Annotated in this window: 24 protein-coding genes and 1 pseudogene; 9 read left to right on the plus strand and 16 right to left on the minus strand. The window is 54.7% G+C overall.

The genetic code is table 11. The features are described 5' to 3' along the window. Window positions 1-96: 96 nt before the first annotated feature. The 8 genes and pseudogenes from PGY33_RS10025 to gap form a co-directional block, all read right to left on the minus strand. Window positions 97-255 carry a binding-protein-dependent transport permease gene (locus PGY33_RS10025; protein ID WP_270478452.1) on the minus strand — a complete coding sequence of 53 codons (159 nt, stop codon included), beginning with the start codon at window positions 253-255 and terminating at the stop codon, window positions 97-99. Window positions 256-321: 66 nt separating this feature from the next. Then, window positions 322-900 (minus strand): flavin reductase family protein, encoded by a 579-nt coding sequence (locus tag PGY33_RS10030; protein ID WP_270478453.1) that lies wholly within the window; start codon window positions 898-900, stop codon window positions 322-324. A 56-nt stretch (window positions 901-956) separates the two neighbouring features. Continuing rightward, window positions 957-2,120 carry an AfsR/SARP family transcriptional regulator gene (locus tag PGY33_RS10035; protein WP_270478455.1) on the minus strand — a complete coding sequence of 388 codons (1,164 nt, stop codon included), beginning with the start codon at window positions 2,118-2,120 and terminating at the stop codon, window positions 957-959. 555 nt (window positions 2,121-2,675) lie between these two features. Continuing rightward, on the minus strand, window positions 2,676-2,813 hold the full coding sequence (locus PGY33_RS14530) for a zinc-ribbon domain-containing protein (RefSeq protein WP_442861152.1): 138 nt from the start codon (window positions 2,811-2,813) through the stop codon (window positions 2,676-2,678). 140 nt (window positions 2,814-2,953) lie between these two features. Further along, window positions 2,954-3,463: pseudogene (locus PGY33_RS10040) on the minus strand (zinc-ribbon domain-containing protein); the annotation flags it as partial. A gap of 54 nt (window positions 3,464-3,517) precedes the next feature. Further along, window positions 3,518-4,294 carry a sulfite exporter TauE/SafE family protein gene (locus PGY33_RS10045; protein ID WP_118480637.1) on the minus strand — a complete coding sequence of 259 codons (777 nt, stop codon included), beginning with the start codon at window positions 4,292-4,294 and terminating at the stop codon, window positions 3,518-3,520. Between the two features lies 1 nt (window position 4,295). Then, window positions 4,296-4,730 carry a MarR family winged helix-turn-helix transcriptional regulator gene (locus tag PGY33_RS10050; RefSeq protein ID WP_118480639.1) on the minus strand — a complete coding sequence of 145 codons (435 nt, stop codon included), beginning with the start codon at window positions 4,728-4,730 and terminating at the stop codon, window positions 4,296-4,298. A 150-nt stretch (window positions 4,731-4,880) separates the two neighbouring features. Next, on the minus strand, window positions 4,881-5,909 hold the full coding sequence (gene gap / locus PGY33_RS10055) for a type I glyceraldehyde-3-phosphate dehydrogenase (RefSeq protein WP_118480641.1): 1,029 nt from the start codon (window positions 5,907-5,909) through the stop codon (window positions 4,881-4,883). Between the two features lie 392 nt (window positions 5,910-6,301). On the opposite strand from gap, the gene PGY33_RS10060 reads away from it, so the two are divergent. After that, window positions 6,302-7,381: a sensor histidine kinase gene (locus PGY33_RS10060; protein WP_270478457.1), complete on the plus strand. Its 1,080-nt coding sequence runs from the start codon at window positions 6,302-6,304 to the stop codon at window positions 7,379-7,381. A gap of 50 nt (window positions 7,382-7,431) precedes the next feature. On the opposite strand, the gene PGY33_RS10065 is transcribed toward PGY33_RS10060, so the two are convergent. The 3 genes from PGY33_RS10065 to PGY33_RS10075 form a co-directional block, all read right to left on the minus strand. Then, window positions 7,432-7,749 (minus strand): hypothetical protein, encoded by a 318-nt coding sequence (locus PGY33_RS10065; protein WP_118480645.1) that lies wholly within the window; start codon window positions 7,747-7,749, stop codon window positions 7,432-7,434. A 164-nt stretch (window positions 7,750-7,913) separates the two neighbouring features. Beyond that, on the minus strand, window positions 7,914-8,705 hold the full coding sequence (locus PGY33_RS10070; protein ID WP_270478459.1) for an S-layer homology domain-containing protein: 792 nt from the start codon (window positions 8,703-8,705) through the stop codon (window positions 7,914-7,916). Window positions 8,706-8,979: 274 nt separating this feature from the next. Continuing rightward, entirely contained in the window at window positions 8,980-10,122 is a 1,143-nt protein-coding gene (locus PGY33_RS10075) for an iron-containing alcohol dehydrogenase (protein WP_270478461.1), read from the minus strand. A gap of 1,480 nt (window positions 10,123-11,602) precedes the next feature. Between PGY33_RS10075 and PGY33_RS10080 the strand changes: the two genes are divergently transcribed. Beyond that, a complete protein-coding gene (locus tag PGY33_RS10080) occupies window positions 11,603-11,953 on the plus strand; it encodes an LPS biosynthesis protein (RefSeq protein WP_199667462.1) in 351 nt (116 codons plus the stop codon). Window positions 11,954-12,056: 103 nt separating this feature from the next. Here the strand turns inward: PGY33_RS10080 and PGY33_RS10085 are convergent, their stop codons facing one another. Beyond that, on the minus strand, window positions 12,057-12,971 hold the full coding sequence (locus PGY33_RS10085) for a sugar phosphate isomerase/epimerase family protein (RefSeq protein ID WP_117752129.1): 915 nt from the start codon (window positions 12,969-12,971) through the stop codon (window positions 12,057-12,059). A 183-nt stretch (window positions 12,972-13,154) separates the two neighbouring features. Here PGY33_RS10085 and PGY33_RS10090 point away from each other — a divergent pair, with 183 nt between their 5' ends. The 3 genes from PGY33_RS10090 to PGY33_RS10100 all read left to right on the plus strand — a co-directional run bounded on the left by PGY33_RS10090 (window position 13,155) and on the right by PGY33_RS10100 (window position 16,078). Next, window positions 13,155-14,021: an AraC family transcriptional regulator gene (locus PGY33_RS10090; protein ID WP_118480649.1), complete on the plus strand. Its 867-nt coding sequence runs from the start codon at window positions 13,155-13,157 to the stop codon at window positions 14,019-14,021. A gap of 156 nt (window positions 14,022-14,177) precedes the next feature. After that, window positions 14,178-15,566 (plus strand): MATE family efflux transporter, encoded by a 1,389-nt coding sequence (locus tag PGY33_RS10095; RefSeq protein ID WP_118480651.1) that lies wholly within the window; start codon window positions 14,178-14,180, stop codon window positions 15,564-15,566. Between the two features lie 269 nt (window positions 15,567-15,835). Continuing rightward, the gene (locus tag PGY33_RS10100) at window positions 15,836-16,078 is read left to right on the plus strand and encodes an HPr family phosphocarrier protein (RefSeq protein ID WP_118361231.1); all 243 of its coding nucleotides are present in this window, start codon (window positions 15,836-15,838) and stop codon (window positions 16,076-16,078) included. 298 nt (window positions 16,079-16,376) lie between these two features. Here the strand turns inward: PGY33_RS10100 and carB are convergent, their stop codons facing one another. The 4 genes from carB to pyrR form a co-directional block, all read right to left on the minus strand. Further along, on the minus strand, window positions 16,377-19,562 hold the full coding sequence (gene carB / locus PGY33_RS10105) for a carbamoyl-phosphate synthase large subunit (protein WP_270478464.1): 3,186 nt from the start codon (window positions 19,560-19,562) through the stop codon (window positions 16,377-16,379). Beyond that, on the minus strand, window positions 19,562-20,656 hold the full coding sequence (locus tag PGY33_RS10110) for a carbamoyl phosphate synthase small subunit (protein WP_119214838.1): 1,095 nt from the start codon (window positions 20,654-20,656) through the stop codon (window positions 19,562-19,564). Before PGY33_RS10110 ends, carB begins: the two co-directional genes overlap by 1 nt. A gap of 214 nt (window positions 20,657-20,870) precedes the next feature. After that, window positions 20,871-21,788: an orotidine-5'-phosphate decarboxylase gene (pyrF, locus tag PGY33_RS10115; protein ID WP_117752127.1), complete on the minus strand. Its 918-nt coding sequence runs from the start codon at window positions 21,786-21,788 to the stop codon at window positions 20,871-20,873. 32 nt (window positions 21,789-21,820) lie between these two features. Then, window positions 21,821-22,351: a bifunctional pyr operon transcriptional regulator/uracil phosphoribosyltransferase PyrR gene (gene pyrR / locus PGY33_RS10120; protein ID WP_118361225.1), complete on the minus strand. Its 531-nt coding sequence runs from the start codon at window positions 22,349-22,351 to the stop codon at window positions 21,821-21,823. A 300-nt stretch (window positions 22,352-22,651) separates the two neighbouring features. Between pyrR and PGY33_RS10125 the strand changes: the two genes are divergently transcribed. The 4 genes from PGY33_RS10125 to PGY33_RS10140 all read left to right on the plus strand — a co-directional run bounded on the left by PGY33_RS10125 (window position 22,652) and on the right by PGY33_RS10140 (window position 25,327). Continuing rightward, entirely contained in the window at window positions 22,652-22,834 is a 183-nt protein-coding gene (locus PGY33_RS10125) for a hypothetical protein (RefSeq protein WP_110435910.1), read from the plus strand. A gap of 837 nt (window positions 22,835-23,671) precedes the next feature. Then, complete coding sequence (locus PGY33_RS10130) at window positions 23,672-24,223, plus strand: cysteine hydrolase family protein (RefSeq protein ID WP_118753624.1); 552 nt, start codon at window positions 23,672-23,674, stop codon at window positions 24,221-24,223. Beyond that, the gene (locus PGY33_RS10135) at window positions 24,220-24,480 is read left to right on the plus strand and encodes a TIGR04076 family protein (protein WP_118730023.1); all 261 of its coding nucleotides are present in this window, start codon (window positions 24,220-24,222) and stop codon (window positions 24,478-24,480) included. Before PGY33_RS10130 ends, PGY33_RS10135 begins: the two co-directional genes overlap by 4 nt. A gap of 25 nt (window positions 24,481-24,505) precedes the next feature. After that, complete coding sequence (locus tag PGY33_RS10140; protein WP_270478466.1) at window positions 24,506-25,327, plus strand: 4Fe-4S binding protein; 822 nt, start codon at window positions 24,506-24,508, stop codon at window positions 25,325-25,327. Window positions 25,328-25,384 lie beyond the last annotated feature (57 nt).

Genomic DNA, 25,384 nt, shown 5'->3' on the forward strand with positions numbered 1-25,384 from the left:
TTTACTTCAAAATATTGTCTAACTTTTTGGGGTCACTTCAAAGATGCCGGTTTTACGTTGTTATGGGGTGCATAGTGCGGAAAACTGGAAGTTGTCTCACTTCTTGTCATTGAAGTAGATGATAAAAGCACCCATTACTGCAATAGCAATGAGCAATCCAAACTCACACCAATTACCTAAAAGTTCAAGTCCTACGACCGTACCTAAATAACCAACAATCAATGTAACGATTGCTGCCAAAATCGCTTTACCCATATAATCACACTCCTTTGTCAAATTTCGATTTAATATTTCAGCCAATAGTATGCAGTTGAAAACGCCTTACTTCTTCTTCTTTTTCTTCTTCTGCACGCTGTATCCGAACTTGCCGAGATACTTGCCGAGCGCAAAATACTCGCCGTGGGAGTACATAATCAGGTTCGCATCGTTGATATGAAACCGGTCGTTTTCGTCCAGATATTCGTCATCAACCGTCACGCCGACCACCTCGGCAATGAACATGGTATGGCTGCCGAGTGCGCGGCTCTCGGTGACGCGGCAGGCGATGTTGACTGGGCTTTCCGCGATAGCGGGTGCGCTGACATGCTCGACCGGCATGGGTGTCAGACCGGTTTTCGCAAATTTATCCACACCACGGCCGCTGACAACGCCGCAGTAGTCGCACGCGCGCGCCAGCTTTTCGGTGGTGAGATTGATGACAAATTCACCGGTTTTCTCGATAATATCGTAAGAATACCGTGACGGACGGACCGAGATCGACACCATCGGCGGGTTGGTGCAGATCGTACCGGCCCACGCTACCGTGATGATGTTGGGACGGTGCGCTTCATCGGCAACGCTGACCATCACCGCCGGAACGGGATTGAGCATGTTGCCGGGCTTCCAGCTTTGTTTACCCATGTTTATCTCCTTTATTGTGCGCGGGATAGACGGCACGCAGTTTTTTGAAAGTCCGATTACGTCAGCGGCTGCACCGTATAGCGGAGCCGTGCGGGCGAGTGCGGATACCGACGGTAAAACGCGCTTACCAGTCGGTCGGCAACCATGCGGCTGTTTTCGTAATTCGCCTGCGGCAGCAGGATGATATACTGCGAAATGCTGCATCGAGCAATCACATCGCCGCGGCGCAGATTGTTCTGGACAAGCACTTGCAGATTGTTCATTGCGGGGTCCAGACTGCGGCGTGCAAGCATTTCGCCGTCCTTGCCGGAGACCGACAGCAGGCAGATATTCGCTGAATGGCCGTTTCGCGCGATCGAACGGGCTTCGGAACGGTACAGAATCTTGAAAAAGTCGTATTCGCATACCATGGCGCCGCTGTGCGGCGCAGGCTCCGCAAGCTGAGAGCAAACCTCGTCCATAGTCAGTGTGCGGTCGTTTACGGTGCGTGTTGCCTGACGATACAGTGTGCGCAGCGTCTCGGACGGCATAACGCCGAAATGCGCAAACAGCAGCTCGCTCATTTCCTCGTAGACCGACATAGTGCCCTTCATATCGCCGGTGCGGAGCAGACCACGCATGAGGTGCTCATACAGGTCCTCCTGATACGGCTCAATATGAATCGCCTGATGGCACAGCGCAACGGCTTCGGCGGTGCGTTCCTGCTTTTCAAGCAGTTCGATCGCCCCGGCTGCCGTACGGGTGTACAGGCTGTGATAGTAGGCCACGATTGGAATGGTCCAGATTTCATCGGTCATGCGCGGCAGCGGATCGCCGGCATACAGTGCCAGTGCAGCCTGATACTCTGCCAGACGGACATCGTCATCTCCGGCGGCTTCGGCGGCATGAAAATGCGCCTCGAAGTCCTCAATATCGAGGGAAAGCGGTATAACGTTGTTCCAGAAGTATCGTCCTGCTTTGCGGCGGATGAGCAGGCGGCCAAGTCCCGGCTGCAGTTTGTCCAGCGCGATACGAATGCGGTGGAAGATTGATTTGAGCGCATTTCCGGGATCCGCGCTTTTTTCGCCGTTGCTCCAGTATAGATGGATCAGCTCCTCCTGGGCGAACGAGCGGCCGTGGTTATATATCATATAGGCCAACAGTGACCATACCCGGCGGGAACGGTCGTCGCTGTCGGAAATGGTGCGGTCGCCGTATCGAAGGGTAAACTGCCCGAGCATCTACACTTGTAATGTAGGTCCGTTCATCTTTGCTCCCTACCTTTGTATGATGTGTTCGCAGATTGACGCGCATGACCGATTACAAAGTCATACGGCATATATTAAAATATACCACGAAACCGGCAAAAATGCAAACCGGAGAACAGGGAACAGAGGAGTTCCTGCAGGTGCAGCCGCAGATTTGAGGGAGAACTGCCGTTGAGAAGCGAGCGCATAAAATAACATAGTATATGGATTGATTCTGAGGAAAATACGAAAATGCAGCATGATTTGCACTAAAAAGAACGCACGTTCTTTATTGAATGTTCAATTTCTCTGTATGGATAGGAGCAAGGGCAGGGTAGCAGGCTTGCAGACAATACGCTCTGCTTGGACGCCGACCGGAACAATATGGACAGCCATCCCCGCGAATCCGCTTGCTGATGGAACTCTGTCAGACATGTCCCTTCTCGCATTGCCACTCATGGCCTTTTCACATTTCCACCCAAATTTCTTATTGGATTGCCCTGCTATCTCACTGGGCCAAAGCGGCAAATTCTTTGTGGAGTGCCAGATTCAAATAAGCGCAGGCTCCGACGGCCTCACCAAGCCGCATCGCGTCCCAGTTCTCGGATGACAGATGGGGCATCTGCTTTTTCGGGAATTGGTGCGGGAACAGATGGCTGCTTTCCAAACATGTCCTTCCGAACAGATCCAGTATACTTTTTTTCAGAGCCGGGCACTACATCATAAGGTGTCAGAGGGGAATTTAACGCAGAATGCCACTCCGCGGCAATTTCCGGCCGGAGCACTGCCAGGCAGTTTTTTTCATACGCCTGAAGATTGGCACAGAACGGACAGTTGGAACGGCGCTTGGTCCTGTTAGCGATCGTTGCTTGATACTCCTGCTGACATTTTGGACAGTGCCACCAAACTTTTCGAGGTGAACCGCCGAATACAGTATCAGGCTTGTCGGCGTTGCGGGTGCTCCACTCCAACGCGATTGCAGGATATTCTACCGCCAGAGTGCGTTTCTTTCGCTCATGAAAATACATTTGATTAATTGCATATTGATCCCGCCGGTGATGAAAATCGAGCGGCTGCAAATCAAGATAGCAAAATACAGAGGCGATCATTTGGTCAAGATGCCTATCCTGCTCATCAAGCCGATACAGAATTTTCGTCTTCTGCAATACAACCGGCTCAGCCAGCTCCCGGCTGTCACAGATTCGTAGCACCTGATATCCCGCCTCTCGCAGGGCGCGGTCTTTCCGTTCTGCCCTCTCTCTGGCCGCCAGACTGCTGTGATAATAGTACCCATCATGTTCCAGCACCAATTTGTGTTCAGGTAAAAAAATATCCATATTCTCAATTTTCAACTGAAAAACCCCTTTCCGACAGAGCGGAAAGGGGTTTGTTTATGCGATTTTGGAGAATAACATAACAGCAAGGCCGAGCACGACAAGAATCACGCCGGTGGCGCGGTTGAGCGTTTTCGGGCTGGCCTTATTGGCGAACACGGCAGCGATGCGTGCCCACACGAGCGTGAAGATCACGCACAGAGCCCAGATCAGCGGGTCAGGCATTCCGCCAATGGCGAAGTGCGAGGCCGCGCCTGTGAGCGCTGTGAACGTCATAATGAACACGCTGGTGCCGACGGCGGTTTTCAGCTCGTAGCCGAGCACCGAGGTCAGGATGAGCAGCATCATCATGCCGCCGCCCGCGCCGATGAAGCCGCAGATAAACCCGATCAGCACGCCGCAGACAATGGACTGCACAGCTCGTTTGCGTGCGGACACGTTCATCATCGCCTCTTTGGTGGTCATGACCGGACGGACGATGAACTTCACGCCGAGCAGGAACGTCATAAACACCGAGAAGCTGCCCATCGTTCGCGAGGGGAGCAGGCTGGCGATATAGCTGCCGACCACGGTGAATACAAGCACGCTGAGCATTATCAGCAGGCCGTTTTTGACATCCAGATTTTTGTTTTTGCCGTAGGTATAGGCCGAAACGGCGCTCGCCAGTACGTCAGACGAGAGCGCGATGCCGACCGCCATATACGGGTCCATGTGCAGAAAGGTGATGAGAATGGGGCTGATAACGGCGGCGGCGCTCATGCCCGCGAAGCCGGTGCCGAGGCCAGCGCCCATGCCGGCGAAAAACGTGACGAGCACGGTGAAAAGCATCGTCATATCAGCGCACCTCCTGCAAGAGCTGGTCGAGATTGCGGTCGATGACACCGACGGCATCGCCAAACGCCTGCCGCTGTTCATCACTCATGCCGGAGAGCAGACGGTCGATGAACTGCGCCTGCAATGCGCGGCCGCGGTCGATGATGGGAAGCGCCTTGTCGGTACATATCAGACGGGTCTTGCGGCGGTCGCCGGGGATGCTCTCGCGGCGCAGATAGCCCTCCTCGACCAGCCGGTTGACGTTGACTGATACGAGGTTCGCCTTGATCCGGCGCAGCTCCACGATGTCGCTGGCGGTGTCATGGCCGGGGTTGTTGGCAAGGAACAGCAGGATGTCAAACGCCGTCTGTGTCAGCTTGAGTTCGCGGCACAGCGGTCGGCACATTGCGCTGTATGCCAGATCGGTCTTGTGCGTAAATTCCATATAGGGATTCATGTATATCACCTGCTTCAAAAATAGATAGTCTAAATTTGAACTAAGTATAGCATGATATGCCTGTGCCGTCAAGCCGGAGAGAAAGAAAAAAGCTCTTGTTCCGAAGAACAAGAGCTTTTTGAAAACATTTTATACGCCGGTGGGCAGCAATTACTTGTTGTCAACCTCTGCCATGTGCTCGATGAGCATCAGCAGCTTGTTGGAGTAGCCCCACTCGTTGTCGTACCAGGAAACAACCTTTACGAAGGTGTCGGTCAGGTAAACGCCAGCGTTAGCGTCGAAAATGGAGGTGCGCTCGTCGCCCAGGAAGTCAGAAGATACAACAGCATCCTCGGTGTAACCCAGAACGCCCTTCAGGCCGCCCTCAGACAGCGGCTTCTCGGAAGCAGCCTTCATAGCAGCGCAGATGTCTTCCTTGGTAGCCGGCTTAGCCAGGTTAGCAGTCAGGTCAACAACGGAAACGTCCAGGGTCGGTACACGCATGGAGATACCGGTCAGCTTGCCGTTCAGCTTCGGATAAACCTTGCCTACAGCCTTTGCAGCGCCAGTGGTGGACGGGATGATGTTGCCGCAAGCAGCACGGCCGCCGCGCCAGTCCTTCTTGGACGGGCCGTCAACAACCTTCTGGGTGCCGGTTGCAGAGTGTACGGTGGTCATCAGGCCCTCGGTGATGCCGAATGCCTCGTCCAGTACCTTAGCGATCGGAGCCAGGCAGTTGGTGGTGCAGGATGCGTTGGATACGAAGGTCATATCCTTGGTGTAAGTGTTCTGGTTAACGCCCATTACGAACATCGGGGTGTCGTCCTTGGACGGAGCAGACATGATAACCTTCTTAGCACCGCCGTCGATGTGAGCCTGTGCCTTCTCCTTGGTCAGGAATACGCCGGTAGACTCTACAACGTAGTCAGCGCCAACCTTGCCCCACGGAATGTTCTTCGGGTCCATCTCTGCAAAGAACAGAACCTTCTTGCCATCAACGGTGATGGAGTTGTCATCATACTCGATGGTGCCGTCGTAACGACCGTGCATGGTGTCATACTTGAGCATGTATGCCATGTAGTCCGGAGTCATGAACGGATCGTTTACCGCTACGAACTCGATGTTCGGGTTCTTCAGACCAGCGCGGAAAACCATACGGCCGATACGGCCAAAACCATTGATACCTACTTTGATACCCATTTTACAGTGTTCCTCCTAAATGTTTTGATGAAGTTCTCTGTTGATGTTTTTATTATACACTAAATGCGCAGTTTGCCGCAAGGTGTAATATTTGTGATTTTTTTGTCATTCCGACCGGTATTTTTGTATAATTTTCTTTGCAATGACAGTAGCGGCAGTGGTATAATAAACACATCGTACAAAATATGGGGATTCGGTTTGTATAATCCCCCGATTTTCGGGATGAGAAAAGCACAGCGCGCGCCGTGCTGTTTTTTCACATCCGCGAAGACAGAGATTAGTATGCCAAATACCGCGCAGCATATACCGGACGCAGGAAAACACGATCGAGAATGACAGCAGCTTTCCCACAGTACAAAGGTAAAATTACACGGTGTTTTGGGAGGATAATGATGGAAGACGCATTTTTTTCGCAGCTGGACGGCAACGCAGTCCGCGAGCTGCTGCTGCGCACCGAGCTGCGGCATGCGGCGCTGTTCGCGGTGAGCGATACGCTGCGTATCGAGCGGTGCAGCGACGCGGCACAGCAGCTTTCCGGTCTGCACCCGATGGAGGAGCTGGATCCGTTCCTGAGCGGCAGCACGCGGAATATACTGCTCCGGTGCATAAATACACAGTCTGCCTGCACCGCAGAGGAGGACATCGACGGAACGGTCTACACGGTCGAAATGATCCCGCACCGCGGCGGTGCACTGCTGGCGTATCTGCGGCGCGACCGTGCCGCCTATGACGGCAGCCTGCGGGTCATTCAGGACAAAAGCTCGCGTTATCTGGGCGCTTTGATGGCCGAGGCCGAGCAGGTGGAGGATCCTGCACTGGCAGACGGACTGCGGCGGCAGTGCATGCGACTGTATCGGCTGCTGACGCACTCGGATTTACTGCACGACCCGCTGCTGACCGAGCAGCTTTCTCTGCGGCGCTGCGACCTGTCAGCGCTCTGCCGCGATGCCGTGCAGCAGGCTGAGACGCATGCGCCTGCGGGCAGTGCAAAATTCATCGTACAGGTGCCGGAGCATGCAGACGCGCTCATTGACGTGAGACTGGTGCGTACGGCAATCTATAACCTGCTGACAAACGCGCTGCGCGCAACACCGGAGGACGGCGAAATCACGGTTTCGCTGACCGATACGCGGGATTTTGTGACGATTGCGGTTGCCGATACCGGTCCGGGACTGGACCCTGCGAAGTTCGATGACCTGCTTTCCGGTTGGCGGCGCACCACCTCGATGGACGATTACCGGGAGCTCGTGCGCGGCGGCACACCGCTTGGTCTTGGTCTGCCGCTCGTGGGTCAAATTGCGCAGGCGCACGGCGGACGGCTGCTGCTCACACAGAGAGAGGGCGGCGGCAGTGTGCTGCACCTGTGTCTGGCGCATTTGCCGCATACGCTCGAGGATGACCTGTTCCGCGCACCGACTATCATCGAGGACGGCTATACCGCCGAAGAAATTGAATTTTCCATCATGGAATGAAATAAAACAGCCTCAGAGGCGTGCAAAAATCACGCTCTGAGGCTGTTCTCTTATGTGTTGTCGGGAGAGGTGTACGAACCGCGGTAGACTTTAATGGACTCCGGCAGCCAATGCCCGTCCACAGGTTTCTGAATCTCGGTGATGGTGTATGCCAAACCGTGGTATTTCGCATATACGATGGAGGTTTCGCTGTTATAAACGGCGATTTTGGTGCCGTCAGGCATGGTTTTCTGCCAGACAGTGAGTTCATCGTCCGGCGTGCTGCTGACAAAAAGCAGGCCGCCGGTCGGCATATAGCTGATGTTCAGACTTGCAGCCAGCACGCACAGCAGCGGAACGATCAGCAGGAATGCAATGCGTTTTTTCATGAGCTGTTACCTCTTTCGCGGAAGCTGTCTCTCGGTATCTGCATTATAGCAGATAAACCGTATTTTGATAATTCGCGTTTTGACTGAAAACTGTGACGTGAAATTGACGCCCCAAAGACATAGAAAAACCACCTGTTATCAGTGATAACAGGTGGTTTTGCACATTATTTGATCTGCTGAGACAGGTTGTACAGCACCTGTGCCAGCTCAACCGACTTAATCTGTCCCTTGGGATTGAATGCGCCGTGATTGTCGCCGTTCATCAGCTTGTTGGTCTGACAGAACGCAACGGCATCCTTCGCCCACGGAGCGATCGAAGAAGCATCGGTAAACGCGGTATTCGCACTCGTATCAGTCGAAACCGTAATCTTTCCGGCTTTTTCGAGCAGCGTGATGTAGCGCTGCAGCACTGCCGCGAACTCCTGACGGGAGATGGAGTCATAGGGACGCAGGTAGTGCTGACTGTCACCGGTCATAATGCCGGATTCAAAGCAGAATGTCATGCCGGGACGATCAGATTCATAAATCTGGTTGTAGTCAGGTGCTTCCTTGATGGCCATGCCCGCATAGGATGCGGTCAGTTCCGGGTCAATGAGCTTTGCGCTGTTGTAAATCGCGTTGGCAACCGCATAACGGTTCTCCGCCGGATTGAACCACGGAAAAAATTCTTTACCGTCGATATGACCCGCCGGCAGCATGATGTTGTTCTCAATCACATAGCGGACTGCGGGCGTGAACCACGAGTTCTCCGGCAGCTCGTATTTTTGCTCGAACTCGGCATCGGTCAGGTCCTTGTCGTTCCTGGTGTAAAGGTTGTTTTCCTGCTCGTCGGCGGTCTGGGTGGTGGATACGGTGGTATCAACGTTATCCGGAAGGTCGGCAGCGAGCGCGGTGGTGCTCATGGAGAGTGCCACTGCACCGGTGAGGAAAAATGCCATTACCTGTTGAAATTTCATAGAGTGTACCTCCTTGTCTGCGGCAGAGCCGCAAGCTAATAGATGTATGACGTATATCATACTCTGTGACTATTATAGCATGATCTGGCGGCAATACAAGCAGTGTAACACAGATGTAACGCAAACGACACAAAGTCGTCCGAAAGTTCCGCCCGTTGGTTGAAACTTTCTCCCTCCCAAAGTCAAAAAGTCAGCGCTATCGCGCGAAAATGTGTTAGCAACTGCCGTTATCGAAAAAAGAGCGGACCAATCGGTCCGCTCTCAGCGTATTCGCTTAAATGCTTTCGGTGATGATGTCCATAATCTCCTCGCGGGACAGCGTGCGCGGATCGACACGGAACAGAGCGCCCATGGTGCTTGCTGCGTTGTCAGCGAGTTCGCCTGCATCCTCCGGCTTTACACCGTAGTCGGACAGGCGCAGCTTGTCCACGCCGCACGCCTGCTGCAGCTCAGCCAGCGCAGCGAGAAAATCGCCGTCCGCACGTCCGAGTGCGTGTGCAATGGCCTGCAGGCGGTCAGCCGAGGTGTCCTTGAAGCGGCTCCAGTATGCCTTGGACAGCATGATCAGACCCGCGCCGTGCGGCAGATCGGGATGGAATGCGCTCAGCGCATGCTCGATGGCGTGCTCGCCGCTGCAGCTCGACAGCGTTTCGACAAAACCTGCCAGCGTGTTTGCCAGTGCCACATCCGCGCGTGCATCGGCGTTGCCGCCGTTCTTAACAGCCGTTGCCAGCGATTTGCCAATCAGCGTAATTGCCTGCAGCGCGAACATGTCGCTCATCGGGCTTGCAGTCTTAGCCAGATAGCCTTCGGCCGCATGGAAGAATGCGTCAAAGCCCTGGTATGCCGTCAGATGCGGCGGAACGGTCATCATAAAGTCCGGATCGACGATCGAAATGGTCGGGAAGCACTTCTCGCCGCCGCCGCCGATCTTTTCCTCGCCGTTGGTAATAACCGTGAACGGGTCGGCCTCCGTGCCCGTGCCTGCGGTCGTTGGAATGGCAACAATCGGCAGTCCGGCATTGGCCATGCGCTTGCCGCCGCCCGTGCCGCCGTGAATGTAGTCCCACCAGTCGCCGTCGTTGGTCGCCATAATGGCAACCGCCTTGGCCGTGTCGATGGACGAGCCGCCGCCGAGACCGACAACAAATGCAATGTTCTGCTCACGGCAGAGCGCAGCGCACTCGCGTACGCCCTCGATCGTCGGGTTCGGCTGTACCTTGTTGTATACCATGGTCGGGTGACCGGCTTCCGCCAGCGTATCCGCCACCTTGGCCACATAACCCAGTTTGGTGGTGGAGGTGCCGCCGGTGATGATCAGACCCGTGCCCTGCGGCAGACGTGCCTTGGCCAGACGCTTGACCGATCCGGCACCGAAAAATAAGCGTGTCGGCATATAAAAGCTAAAGTTTTCCACTGCAATAGCCTCCTTTGGGGATTAGTAGTTAGTGATTAGAAATTAGAGTGAAGAGCTCCTACCAAGTGGGAGTTAAGACAATACCGCATAACCCAACAAGAGCGATTTGCAAATAAATTTTGCGGTGTTGCCTTAAGTAATGTCCTCACGTTGCGTGGACGGCCAATGACCGCCCCTACGATGCAGATGGTGCAGTTCAGAAAGTAACGGTGTGCCGAGGACGTTGCACCCTACGGCAAAGATTACTGATAATTGTAACTCGGAGGTGTCATCCGTTATATCCAGATCAACGAGTTGCGCGACATACCCGTGCCGCGCCCGCGCGGCGTCAGCGCAGATTCCGCTCGCTTCGCAAGCCCTAACACTTTCATTATACCAAATTCCACACTTGGAGAAAAGAGCCAAATCACCGAAATGAACGGCTTTTTGTTGTGCAATATGCAGCCTAAAAAGTCGTAAAAAACGCTTGACGTTGTGCAATATTAATGATATTATAATGACACAGAAAAGATAAAGGCAAACACCAAAGGCAAAGTAAAACAGGGGTTTTACTCCAAAAGGCGCAAACCTTCATCTAATCTGAAGGATGTCAATCCGGTTTGATACCCACGAAAGAGGTGAGTCCAATGGTATCAGAAGAGGCATCTTACCAGTTCGCGGGACTCGCCGCGGCGCTGTGACCGAAACGATCAAGGTGATAGCTGAAAAAATGAGCGAGTTCCAATTCCACAATTTGAACCGCCTGAAAAGCGCGATCGGCTTCTAAGCAAAGGTAACAACAACGGTAACTTTGGGGAAGCTATCCTCGTGAATTTAACTATCCGTACATGGCATACTAAGACAGTCAAGCGGATCGAGGCAGCAGGAAAGTAAGGTTCATACATGACAGAACCCTGATATTTGATGCGCCGGCGAACAAAACGAAGTATCTTACGATACCTGCCGGATGCTGCACCCGCCGATGGGCATACTGATGAGTATCTGCAGCATAGACATACCGCATCGGAACGAGATAATATCAAAGTCCGAGTAAAATCCGGTTCGACAAGGCAGGCTGTATCACATCTTCCGCCGAGCAGTGACGCATCACCCACTGGAAATAGAGTTCCCGAATGTAGGAAAGGCAACCAAACGGACTATGTAGTTTGTGCAGTAAACGAACCTTAGCCGGGCGGTTCCGCGAACGTAAGATCGAAAGATGCCGAAAAAACAACCGAATACCAATCCAAATGCGATGGGAAATATCCTGTCGGGAAAAGAGGATCTATGGAGATTTGGAAGTAAAAGCCCTCGTTCATGTGTCTGTGAATGAGGGCTTTATTTTGTCCTTTTTGTCAATAGCAAAATAGATAAAATGAGTGTTGAAAATCTGTATAACTGCACGAAAACACGGTTTTGGATAAAGTTGCTTTGACGAAACTGTCAAAACTCTGCTATGATGGAAATGCAATACAGTGCAATATATAGAGGAGCGATACTTATGAAAATAGACGGAAACGAGCTGGCCATCCTGCAGAACGACCTTGACCGCGAGGGCAAGAAGGAAGAAGCGCTCAAGATCAAGCTGGAATTTCTGCGTCAGGTGCGCGAATCCGGTGATCACTGCCCGTGTAAGGAGGCGTGCCGCCATCACGGCAACTGCTTCGAGTGCGTGACTATCCACCGCGGGCACCGCGACCATTTGCCGATGTGCCTGTGGGATATGGTAAACGAGCGGCTGGCGGCTCTCAGCCACATAACCGAAGGCACGCTACGCGCCTATGAGGACCGTAAGGCCGCAGAAGGTATCGAGTGCGGCGACTGTTCCGACTGTCCCGGCTGCGGAGAATAAAAATATAACGGACAAACCAAAGCGGTTTGTCCGTTTTTATCTGCCGAATGAAAAAGGACTTGAGTGAAAACCCAAGTCCTTTTGTGTATTCAGGAAGTATTCTTTACAGCAGCTCGTGCTTGATGCGGTCGAGTGCCTCCGGAGCCTGCTGATCCATCTTCTCCGGGAAGCCGAAGTAGGATACGCAGATGATATTGTCGCCGCCAACCTTCGGTGCGTCCGGCTTCAGCTGCTTGTTCGCGAAGTCCATCTCACGCAGGGTCTCGAAGATACCGTCGAAATCAACCTCGCCTTCACCCATAGCGGTGTGCTGATGGATGGTGTAGTCAGCACGGCCGTGCTGGTTCAGCCAAGGCGGATTTACGATGTAGCGGCAGTCCTTGGTCTGGTTCCAGGTGTCAGCCAGAAGAACGTGGGTCAGTTCATCGCCGGCGTACTTCAGCATGTGGCGAACGTCGCCCTTGCCCTGATCGTAGAAGAAGCCGTGGGATGCGGAGTAAACGTAGCCCAGGTTCTTGGAACGGAAGGACTTAACGATGTCGCAGGCCTCGTCGTTCAGCTCTACGAAGTCATACGGATGAGACTGGCACTCTACGCGGATGCCCTCACGCTCGATGATCGGGAGAAGCTCCTCCATAGACTTGAAGAACATGCCGTTGCAGATCTCCTGCTGGTTCGGGTCGCCGGAGAACTCGGTGTTGATGACCGGTACGCCCATGTCAACCGCGATCTCAATCATGCGCTTCCAGTTTGCAACTGCGTGCTGGCGCTGCTCCTCGGTCGGGCCGGACCAGCGGTAAACAACGATGAAAGAGGAAATCTCTACACCGGTCTCCTTGAGAGCCTGCTTGTACTCCTGCTGGCACTCCTTAGAGAACAGCGGGTGCTTGTAGAACGGGTTGATGCGCGGATGCGGGGACTGCTCGATGTACTTGTAGCCCCAGTCAGCTACCTTGTGAACATAATCGTTGATGGACATCTGCTTGGCAAGAACGTCAACGTCAAATGCGATTTTCATAAGAATGATCCTCCTTGTCTGTTTGCCATATCAAGGGTGGCTTCCCTGTTTGATGGCTCTATTATAAAGCGTTTCTGCCGTCTTGCCAATGATACAAATTACCCTAAACCTGCGAAATCCTGCTATTCGCTATTGCATCAAACGGATACTTCTGGTAGGATAGAGACAAGGAGAGTGACCGCTATGCTGATTCCCGAATTAGGTGTCCATCAGACCTCGGAACGGTACTTTTTCACGCCGTCTTCGCTTGCAAAGGAGCTTTTTTATTACCCGACGCGGCTCGGGCATTATTTTTGCAGCAGCCGGTATTCCTTCAATCACCGGTCGGAAATCGCCCTGCAGGGTGACCACAACCAAAATATCATGCTGTTTTTTGTGCATGATGGCGCAATGGAGCTGACGCTGAACGGTACGCCTGCCATCGCCGGAGCCGGACAGATCGTGCTGTTCGACTGCCGTGAGCCATACAGCTATGCCGCCTCGGACGGACTGGAGTTCACCTGGCTGCTGTTCAACGGCCTGAATGCCCGCGCATTCTATCAGAAAATCCTGCAGGCACGCGGCCGCAGGGCATTTTCGCCGGCCGCACCGGCAGAGATTGCGCAAATGCTGGATTCTCTGCGGAGCGCCTGCGCCGAGGACGCGCGGTTGAGCGAGGCACGGTGCTCACAGCTGATCCACCGACTGCTGTGTCTGCTCCTGCTGGATGAGACCACCGAGAGCACCGCAGGCGGCGACCGTATTGCACAGGCCATCCGCTATATGAACCGGCATTTGTTCGAGCCGATCGGCGTGCAGGACGCGGCAGCAGCCATCAGCCTGAGTCCGTCGCATTTCTCACGGCAGTTCAAGGCGCGGACCGGCTATTCGCCATATGAGTATATCGTGCTGCGCCGCATCGACAAGGCGAAGTATATGCTGGCCTCCACCGAATTGTCGGTCAAGGAAATCGCCTACGCGACCGGCTACAACAGCGAGGAGAATTTCATTCACAGCTTCCGCAAGAACGTTGGCGTTGCACCCGGAATCTTTCGGAAGTATCCGGTCTAACCGCTTGACAAGTGCGAAAAACGCTGATAAAATAAAGCAGTCGAGTAGCAGAAGTGCGTAAATCCAGATGGATTTACGCACTTTTTCTTTTGTGCAAAAGACAGGTTGTGGCAGCTTTCCGTAAAGACTCCGAAAATCCAATCAGGAGGTTTCGATATGGATCGGAACAAGGCAGAAAAACGAATGGCGACCGCGCCGGTAGGACGGCTCATGCTGCAGATGGGCACACCGATGATACTATCCATGATGCTGCAGGCGGTCTACAACATTGTGGACAGCTATTTCGTGGCAAACATGGCGGAAAACGGTGAAATCGCGGTCAACGCGCTGACACTTGCGTTTCCGGTGCAGATGATGATGGTCGCCGTCGGCATCGGCACCGGTGTCGGCGCAAATGCGCTCATCGCACGCGCACTCGGTCAGGGTGACCGGGAGAAGGCGGGGGCAGCGGCAGGCAATGCGCTGACGCTCATGGGGATTATTTATGCGGTGTGCCTGCTGTTCGGCGCGTTCGGTGCGGGTGCGTACATCGGCTCGCAGACGAGCGACCCGACCGCTCTGGCGATGGGCAGTCAGTACCTGCGCATCTGCTGTATGGCATCGTTCGGCATTCTGTTTTTCTCGGTGTTTGAGAAAACCCTGCAGGCGACCGGCCGTTCGCTTTATTCTACAATCGCACAGGTGGCAGGCGCACTGACGAACATCGTGCTTGACCCGATCATGATCTACGGTCTGCTCGGCTGTCCGAAACTGGGCGTGGCAGGTGCGGCATGGGCGACCGTGCTCGGTCAGATTGCGTCTCTGGCTCTGGCGGCCGTGTTCCATTTCCGGTTGAACAGGGAACTGCCGTTCAGCCGCAAGGCTCTGTGCCTGCGCCGCAGTATCGTCGGCGAGATTTACTCCATCGGCGTACCGGCCATCATAGCACAGGGCGCGATGAGCGTGATGAATTATTGTGTCAATCTGATTTTCGGCAGTCTGGACAGTTCGTATGTCACCGCTTATGGCATTGTGTACAAAATTCAGCAGTTTGTTTTGTTCGCGGCATTTGGTCTGCGTGACGCGATTACGCCGATTGTGTCGTTCAGCTACGGCATGCAAAACGCGAAACGCATCCGCGAGGGCGTGCGCTGCGGTCTGATGTATACCAGTGTTCTCATGCTGGTCTGCACTGCGGCTGTAGAAATTCTGGCGCAGCCGCTGGCAGGTATTTTCTCACTGTCCGCAGGCACGATGGGCCTGTGCGTGACCGGTCTGCGCGTGCTGGCGGTCAGCTTTGTGTTCGCAGGTGCAAACATTGCCATACAGGGCATGTTCCAGGCCACCGAGGGCGGTGTGCAGTCGCTGCTCGTGTCGCTGCTGCGTCAGCTGATCTTCGTACTGCCGGCGGCATGGCTGTTCGCGCGCCTGCTGCCGGCCGGCGTGTGGCTGGCGTTCCCCATCGCGGAAGTGCTGACCGCAGTAATCGCCGCCGTGCTGTTGCGGCATACCGCAGGGAAAGGCCGCCTGTCACAGCAGGATCACGCTGCTTCACTGAGCAAGTAAAATTCTGCCTGACAGAATATATGATTTTCTGCACAGTTTTTTGTCGCTTCTCATGAATCATCCGACCGAGAGACTCGACACTGTGCACAAACACAGAGGATATAATCTGTGAATAGTGCCCAAACAACTGAGAAATTGTGCTTATGTTAAGCGAAAAACGCTGAAAAATGAGAAAATCTACAAAAACCTCTTTTCTTTCTGCTGTTTTATGCTATAATGAAACTAACATAAAAGGGTTTCACGAAGTACAATCTCAGGAGGTAGTTATTATGACCAGAGGTATCCGTGTAAAGAATACGGACGACATTCAGAAGATCAACAAGATCGTAACCCGTTACGGTTTTGATATTTGGATTCACGGCAAGAGCGGTATGGTAGACGCAAAGAGCCTGCTCGGTATGTTCCTGCTGTCCCTGAACGAGCCGCTTCAGATCGTTCTCGAGGACGATGTTGATCCGACCGCACTGTTCAAGGATCTTGAGGATTACCTGGAGATCGACGACGAGGACTAATTTTTCTCGTACAACAGCATAATTAAAAGCAGCCGATTTTGGACATCATTCACAAAGAAGATGACCAAGACAGCTTTTGCATCTCAATTTAACATTTTTCGGAACGGTGCAGTCTTATTGACTGCATCGTTTCTGTTTTCTTACGCTATACAAGAGACTGAAAGGATTTTTCCATTTCCTTTGCGCGTTTCCGGATGCTGTTCATACGGCGCATCTATTCCGGCAGATTACAAAACCCGAAGGGAGAAACTTCTTTACGAAGTTCCTCCCTTCGGGTTTCTGTTTTATTTCACTGCAATCAGATGGTGTTGATATCAACCATTTCGCAGTTTTCAATCTTAATATCGCCTTCCAGGCAGCGCAGCAGCGCGGAAACCGTATCCATCGAGGTCAGGCACGGGATTGCACGCTCTACCGCGGTACGGCGGATGTGTACCGAGCCAAGCTCCGGGTGACGGCCCTTGACCGAGGTAGCAACAACGTAGTCAATCTTGCCGGACTCGATCAAGTCGATGATGTTCGGGGAGGGCTCGTCCACGTTGCGGATGGCGTTAGTGGCGACCATGTGACGGTTGAGCACGTTCGCAGTGCCGCTGGTGGCGTAAATATCAAAGCCGAGAGCTTCGAAGCGCTCACCGATGCGGATAGCCTCCTGCTTGTCCGAATCACGGACCGAGATCAGGACAGCGCCCTTCTTCTTCATCTGGAAGCCTGCGCCGGTCAGACCCTTGAGCAGTGCCTCACGGAAGGTCTTCGCAACGCCCAGAACCTCGCCGGTGGACTTCATCTCAGGACCAAGCTGGGTATCCAGATCGCGCAGCTTCTGGAACGAGAATACCGGAACCTTGACCGCATAGTGGTCGCTTTCCGGATGCAGACCGGTGCCGCAGCCCATGTCCTTCAGTTTTTCACCGAACATGCAGCGGGTAGCCAGATCGACCATCGGCACGCCGGTAACCTTGGAGATGTACGGCACGGTACGGGACGAACGCGGGTTTACCTCGATAACGTAAATCTGATCGTTGTACAGCACGAACTGGATGTTGACCAGACCGAGAACAGCGAGGTTCTTTGCCAGAGATTCGGTATACTTAACGAGGGTGTCCTTGTGCTTCTGTTCGATGTTGATGGACGGATAGATGGAAATGGAGTCGCCGGAGTGAACGCCTGCGCGCTCGAAGTGCTCCATGATACCCGGGATGAGGATGTCGTCGCCGTCGCAGATGGCATCGACCTCGATCTCGCGGCCCATCATGTACTTATCGACCAGAACCGGGTTCTCAACCTTGTTGCGGGTGATAACCTGCATGAACTCGCGGACATCGGCTTCCTTGTAGGCAATTTCCATGCCCTGACCGCCCAGAACGTAGGACGGACGAACGAGAACCGGATAGCCAAGCTCGTCGGCTGCCTTGACCGCCTCTTCCTCGGTCATAACCGTATGGCCTGCCGGACGCGGGATACCGCACTTTTCGAGGATAACGTCGAACTTTTCACGGTCCTCAGCGGCGTCGATCGACCATGCCGGCGTGCCGAGGATCGGAACGCCCAGCTTCTCAAGGTGCGCCGCAAGGTTGATGGCGGTCTGACCGCCGAACTGTACGATTGCATAATCCGGCTTCTCTGCCTCAACAACACCGGTAACGTCCTCCGGCGTCAGCGGCTCGAAGTACAGACGGTCTGCGGTGTCAAAGTCAGTGGAAACAGTCTCCGGGTTGTTGTTGATGATAACGGTCTCGCAGCCCAGCTTCTGCAGCGCCCAGACAGCGTGAACCGAGCAGTAGTCGAACTCGATGCCCTGACCGATACGGATCGGACCGGAGCCAAGTACCAGAATCTTCTTCTTGCCGGACGGAGGTGCAACCTCGGTCTCCTCATCGTAGGTGGAGTAGTAATACGGGGTCTCTGCCTCGAACTCAGCGGCACAGGTATCAACCATCTTGTATACCGGCAGACGCTTAACGTCCGAAATGTCCTTACCGGACAGCTGCTCGATGGTCTTGTCGAGGAAGCCCATCTTCTTGGCGCGGAGATACAGATCGGAGTCGATCTTGTCAGCTGCAGCCAGCTCCTTCTCCATGTCGATGATGTTCTGGAACTTATGCAGGAAGAACACGTCCATCGTGGTGATGTCGTGAATCTCCTCAATGGTCATGATGCCGCGGCGCAGAGCCTCGCAGATGTGGAACAGACGCTGATCGTCTGTGCGTGCCACGCCCTTCTTAATCTCGGCGTCAGACTGCTTCTGGATGTGCGGGGCAATCATGCTGTCCAGCTTGATCTCACAGCCGCGAACGGCCTTCATCAGTGCGCCCTCAAAGCTGTTGTCGATGGCCATAACCTCACCGGTGGCCTTCATCTGGGTGCCGAGGGTGTTGTCCGCGTAAACGAACTTGTCAAACGGCCAGCGCGGGAACTTGACAACGCAGTAGTCGAGGGTCGGCTCGAAGCATGCCTTGGTCTTGCCGGTAACGGCGTTGGAGATCTCATCCAGGCCATAGCCGACTGCAATCTTTGCGGTTACCTTTGCAATCGGGTAGCCGGTTGCCTTGGAAGCCAGTGCAGAGGAACGGGAAACACGCGGGTTTACCTCGATTACGGCGTACTCGAAGGATTCCGGATTGAGCGCGTACTGCACGTTGCAGCCGCCCTCGATGCCCAGCTCGGTGATGATGTTGAGCGCGGAGGTACGGAGCATCTGATATTCCTTGTCGCACAGGGTCTGCGACGGCGCAACTACGACAGAGTCGCCGGTGTGTACGCCGACCGGGTCAACGTTCTCCATGTTACAGATGGTGATGGCGTTGCCCTTGTGGTCGCGCATTACCTCGTACTCGATTTCCTTCCAGCCTGCGATGCACTTCTCGACCAGAATCTCGTCCACGCGGGAGTACATGATGCCGGAGGCCGCAATTTCGCGCAGCTGCTCCCAGGTGTAGGCAATGCCGCCGCCGGTGCCGCCGAGCGTGTACGCCGGACGGATGATGACCGGCAGACCGATCTCACGGGTGAAATCAACCGCATCCTCGACCGAGTGAACAACCTTGGAGGCAATGATCGGCTCACCGATCTTCTCCATGGTGTCCTTGAACATCTGGCGGTCCTCTGCCTTTGCGATGGTGGTCGGATTAGCGCCGAGCAGCTTTACGCCCATTTTATCGAGGAAACCGTTCTCGCACAGCTCCATGGCGAGGTTCAGACCGGTCTGACCGCCGAGGTTGGGCAGCAGAGAGTCCGGACGCTCCTTTTTGATGATCTCCTGAACGGCTTCGACGGTCATCGGTTCGATGTAAACCTTGTCCGCCATAGCCTTGTCGGTCATGATGGTTGCCGGGTTGGAGTTTACCAGAACAACCTCCAGACCCTCCTCGCGCAGTGCGCGGCAGGCCTGCGTGCCTGCATAGTCGAACTCGGCAGCCTGACCGATAACGATCGGGCCGGAGCCCAGTACCATTACCTTATGAATATCCTTGCGCAGCGGCATTACTGAGCGCCTCCTTTCGACTTTTCAATATTTTCGATGAACTTATCAAACAGATACGAGGTATCCATCGGGCCGGGGCATACCTCCGGGTGATACTGAACGGTGAATACCGGACGGTCGATGTGCTCGAGGCCCTCAACGGTGCCGTCGTTCAGGTTGACATAGCGCACGCGGGCAATCTGCGGGTCAACCGACTCGCCTACAACGGCATAGCCGTGGTTCTGCGAGGTGATGTAGGTGCGGTCCGCGTCGATGTCCTTTACCGGATGGTTGACACCGCGGTGGCCGTACTTCAGCTTGGTGGTCTTTGCGTCGATAGCCAGTGCCAGCAGCTGGTGGCCGAGGCAGATGCCGAAGATCGGCATGTCGGACTTCAGCAGCTCCTTGAGGTTTGCCACGATCTCAACGTTCTCCGCCGGATCGCCGGGGCCGTTGGACAGCATCACGCCGTCGTACTTGCCGACTACGTCCTCCGGCTTGGTGTACGCCGGAACAACGGTGACTTCGCAGCCGCGCTTGCACAGTTCGCGCTCAATGTTGTACTTTACGCCGTAATCGAACAGGGCAATGCGGTACTTGGTCTCACCGTCAGCGGGATAAACGATATTCTCGTCACAGGTTACGGTCTTAACCGCATCCTTTACAACGTAAGCCTTCATTTCCGCAATGGTCTGCTCATCCGGCTCGAAGCCCTCGGTGTAAATAACGCCGTTCATAACGCCTTCGCCGCGCAGCTTGCGGGTCAGTCGGCGGGTATCGATGCCGGCAAGGCCAACGACCTTCTGTGCCTTGAGGTACTCGTCGAGCGTTACCTTGCAGCGCCAGTTGGACGGGTATTCGCACATCTCGCGCATGATAAAGCCGGAAACCCAGCTTTTGCGGGACTCATAATCCTCAAAGTTGATGCCGTAGTTGCCGACGAGCGGGTAGGTCATGGTAACGACCTGACCGTAGTAGGACGGGTCGGTCAGAACCTCCTGATAGCCTGCCATGCCGGTGTTGAATACGACCTCACCGATGCTCTGTCCTTCGTAGCCGACTGCGGTACCCTCGAACAGAGTGCCGTCCGCCAGCAGTAAGTATGCTTTTTTCACTATATCCACACGCTCCTTAATTCTTCGATTGAAACCACGGTTTCAATCGAGGGGACATACCGCGCTGAAAGCGCGGATATGTCCAGAACTGCACAAAGTTCCGACGAGCGAAACTTTGCTCCGTACTTGTATAAAAACCTTGATACGTGCTCCAGGTTTTTATGAATTTGCGAGGCAAATTCTATTTTAATGCGCGCCGATGGCGCGGTTTATATTATTTGATTGCGTTTACGATGTCGTCGCGCATCCGGATGGCTTCTGCGCGTGCAGCTTCCTTATAGTCCTCGCCGTTGTTACCGGTTTTCTTCCATGCGCACATGATGCCGCGGGAGGAGTTTACGATCGCGCCGAGACCGTCGTCGTTAAACGCATTGGCGATGTCCTTGGCGGTTGCGCCCTGCGCGCCGTAACCCGGTACGAGAAAGTAGCTCTTCGGCAGCAGCTCACGGATGATCTTCTGCTCCTCCGGGTAGGTCGCGCCGACTACGGCACCGATCTGGTTGTAGCCGCACGGCGTATCCAGACCCTCGCCCCACTTTGCTACCATCTCCGCCATGCGGGCGTAGAGCGGCTTGCCCTCCATGTCGCGGTTCTGGAGCTCGCCGGAGGACGGGTTGGAGGTCTTTACCAGCATGAACAGGCTCTTCTCGCGGCTGCGGCACTCCTTGAGGAACGGCTCCACGCCGTCGGTGCCGAGATAGCCGTTTACGGTAACCGAATCGCAGCCGTACGGTGCGATCTCGGTATCGCCGACGCGGGTCTTGCCGAGGTAAGCCTCTGCGTAAGCGGTCGCGGTAGCGCCGATGTCGTTGCGCTTGATATCGCCGATAACGTACATGCCCTTGGCGTGTGCGTAGTCGATGGTCTCCTTGAGTGCCATCGCACCGTAGGAGCCGAGCAGCTCGTAATACGCAGCCTGCGGCTTTACGGCCGGAACAATGTCGCACAGTGCGTCGATCAGGCCGCAGTTGAAGGCTACGACGCTCTCGGCGGCAGCACGCAGCGTTTCGCCGTGCAGCATCATGTTGCGTCCCGAAATATGCTGCGGGATGTACTCCAGTCGAGCGTCCAGGCCGGCTACGGTCGGGTTGCCCTTTTCCTTGATCTTTTCTACTAAGGTTTGGATAGACATTCGGTTCTTCCTTTCTCAGGTGCGATGTTGTTTTACGGATTGCGAGCTTGTATGTTTACACTGTCTTCGCCGTCCACTTCGGTCAGGCGGACAAAAACGCGTTCATCACGCGCGGTAGGCAGGTTTTTGCCGATATAATCCGGCCGCAGCGGCAGTTCGCGGTGACCGCGGTCGACCAGCACAGCCAGCTGTATGCGCTCGGCGCGTCCTCGGTGAGAGATGGCTTCGATGGCGGCACGCACGGTGCGTCCGGTGTACAGCACATCGTCCACGATGATGACGGTCGCGCCTGCAATGCGCGGATCGAGATCGGGCAGAGGAGCGTCCATGCGCGGCACGTCATCGCGCCACGGCGTAACGTCCAGCTCGAGCACAGGAGGTGCCGTGCCTTCAACCTCGCCCAGCTTGGCAGCAATGCGCTGTGCCAGATAGATACCGCGTGTTTTCACACCGGCGAGCAGCAGGTGCTCCGCGCCCTTGTTTTTTTCCACGATTTCGAACGCGATGCGGGTCAGTGCACGGCGAATGCCATCCTGATCGAGTATGATCTTCGGTTCGGTCAATCTGCCGCCTCCCTTCAAAAATGCAAAAAAATGACTCTCCGCCACAACAATTAGCAGAAAGCCGCACGAAATACTACACCTGTCCCCCTTGTCTTACGGCTGACGGCGTATGCACTGTTTTCTGCCTTGCGCGGCTCACGGGCCGCACCTTAAAGGCGGATTGTTAGATATATTATATAATATGAACATGCGATTGTAAATAGTCGATTGTGCCAAACAAGCATTTTTTTGCTGTGTAAAATTTGAGGGACGAGCGGGCATACTGATTCTATAAACTTTATGAAAGGCGGTAGATCTTTTATGCGAATTTCACCTTTTGTTTCCGGCATTGCAACCGGAGCGATGGCAGGCGCGGTGGTTTCGATGGTAGCGGCCGGCGCGATGCTCAATCCGTCGATGCGGCGGAATGCCAAGCACGCGGCGCATAAGGCGGAGCATGCGATGCACAGGGCGGCAGACCGGGTGGAGGATTTCATCGGGTGAAGAGGTTCGCCATTTCTGGGTGAGAGATTTCGCACGCTGCGGCGTGCGGGGAACGTGCGCCGTCCGGCGCGGGAACAAAAAGGGTAGACACCTACGGTTTCTACCCTCTTTGAACACCCGTTTCCCTTGCGGTGTAGCTTGGGTGCAGATGGTAGACCGCGTAAGCGTGGAAAAAGGGGAACGGCAGAGGATTTTTTCTTCCGCGTGGTATAACACCGTTTCGCATTTCGGCTGCCGTACTGCTACACAGGCGGTAAAATTAACACAGGCGCGGCATGACAGTGCCGCGCAACGTTTTTACCTGTGCAGATTATCTAAATCCTGCGGTTGTAGCCAATTTGCACCAGAAAACGGTTTGCGCGGCATGTCATACTCCAGAGTACCCTCTCTTGCCCTTCGGGCAATTCACCTTGTGCCGCGCTCTGCGTAGAATAGCCGGTATGTGTAGCAGTAAATTATCCGAAATGCGAATGTGAGGATACCACGCGGAAGAAAAAATCCTCTGCCGGACTCTTTTTCCACGCTTACGCAGTCTACCATCTGCACCCAAGCCCTCTGAAGGAAAGGCAGGAGTTCAAAGAGGAAGGGAAACCATGGGTGTCCCTTCCTTTTTGTCCCCGCGCCGGACGGCGCAACACCTCGCTCAGATAGGCGAACCGCCTGCGCGTTTCGGGCACACCGGACAGCGGGTGCTGAGAAATACTCGCCCAGAGGGAACGTATCGCTTCGCGGGTCGCGTGCCTCGGACAGCGCGTGCCGCTGTTCACGCAATTTTCGTTTGAAAACCCCGCAAAAGGTGCTATACTATAACCACTACACAAAGGAGAACCGTCATTTATGAAAATTCTTATCGTAGTGGATATGCAGAAGGATTTTATCAGCGGCCCTCTCGGTACGGCTGAAGCGCGCGCTATCGTGCCCTATGTGGCAGAGAAGGCAAAAAATACACCGCGTGAGAACCTGTTTGTCACGCTGGACACCCACCAGCCGAACTACATGGAGACAAACGAAGGGCGTCATCTGCCGGTGCCGCACTGCATCGAAGGAACGGAAGGCCATGCGCTGGACGATGCCATTGCTGCCGCTGTGGATGGCATTCCGGCGTCCCGCATCATCTGCAAGCCGACCTTCGGCGCGGTGTCGCTTGTGGACGCGCTGCACGCTCTGCACGAGCCGCCGGAGGAGATCGAATTTGTCGGCGTATGCACTGGTATTTGCGTGATTTCCAACGCCATGCTGTGCAAGGCAGCATTCCCGGAGGCAAACATCGTAATCGACGCGGCACTGTGCGCGTGCGTCACGCCGGAGTCGCACGATACCGCGCTGAACGCGATGCGTCTGTGCCAGATGGAAATTCTGCATCAGGGTGAGGAGCCGTGGCGCAAATGAGCAGACCCAAGATCAAAATTACGCTGATCGACCGAAAAGGCAAGCACGGCTGCCACCGCGGGCACAAAATCGGCGACAGCTTCGACTTCGACACCGAGCGCGGGCAGCTTTGCCCGATGGCGATGCACGTTGCGTTCCCATACATCGACATTCTGCGTTACGGCGGCCATCTTCCCGGGCAGGAGGACGGCGTGGCGGTGTTTTGCTGCCCCGATGTTGACACGATCAACGTATTCCGTATTGAAATTGTAGAATAAGCGTAAAGCGGAGGACGAAAAGGATATGGATATCAAAAAAGTTACGGGTGTGTATTTCAGTCCGGCAGGAAGCACAAAGACCGTTGTTGAAACAACGGCGGATGAACTGGCGCGTCTGTTTAAGGCAGAGTGTCGGTACATATCGCTCAACACGCCGTCTGACCGTGCGCAGGAGTATCAGTTTGCCCCGGATGAGTTGGTTGTATTCGGCTGTCCGGTGTATGCCGGTCGGCTGCCGAACAAGATTTCGCCGGACTTTGCTCGCTGCCTGCACGGTGAGGGTACACCGGCGGTGGCGCTTGTCACCTACGGCGGCAGAGCGTATGACAACGCGCTTGCCGAAATGTGCGAGCTGCTGACAAAAAACAACTTCAAACCGGCGGCAGGCGGCGCTTTTTTGTGCCGGCATGTATTCTCGGACAAACTGGCGGCAGACCGTCCGGACGCGGCTGACCTCAGTGAGCTGCGTATGCTGGCTCAGGGTGCGGCGCTCAAGCTGAGAAGCGAGGGAGAGATCAAGCCGCCGAAGGTGCCGGGTGACGCGCAGGCAGCCTACTACACGCCGCTCAAGACCGACAAAACGCCCGCAAAGTTCCTGAAGGCCAAGCCGAGCACGATGATGATGCTGTGTGAGCACTGCGGTCTGTGCGCGGAAATCTGCCCGATGGGTGCGATTGACCCGAACGACCCGTCTAATATTCCGGGCACCTGTATTAAATGCTGTGCCTGCACGACTTATTGCCCGAGCGGTGCAAAGAAATTTGATGATCCGGATTTTCTGTCGCACACCGCTATGCTCGAGCAATTCCAGACTGAAGCGCGCAAGGAAAATTCGATTTTTCTGTAAATGTTGTGCGGACAACAGAAATCGGCGGCTTGGCGTGGTATACTGTCCGCATAAAGC

The organism is Butyricicoccus sp. AF18-9LB (assembly GCF_027684505.1).
GTDB lineage: Bacteria > Bacillota > Clostridia > Oscillospirales > Butyricicoccaceae > Agathobaculum > Agathobaculum butyriciproducens.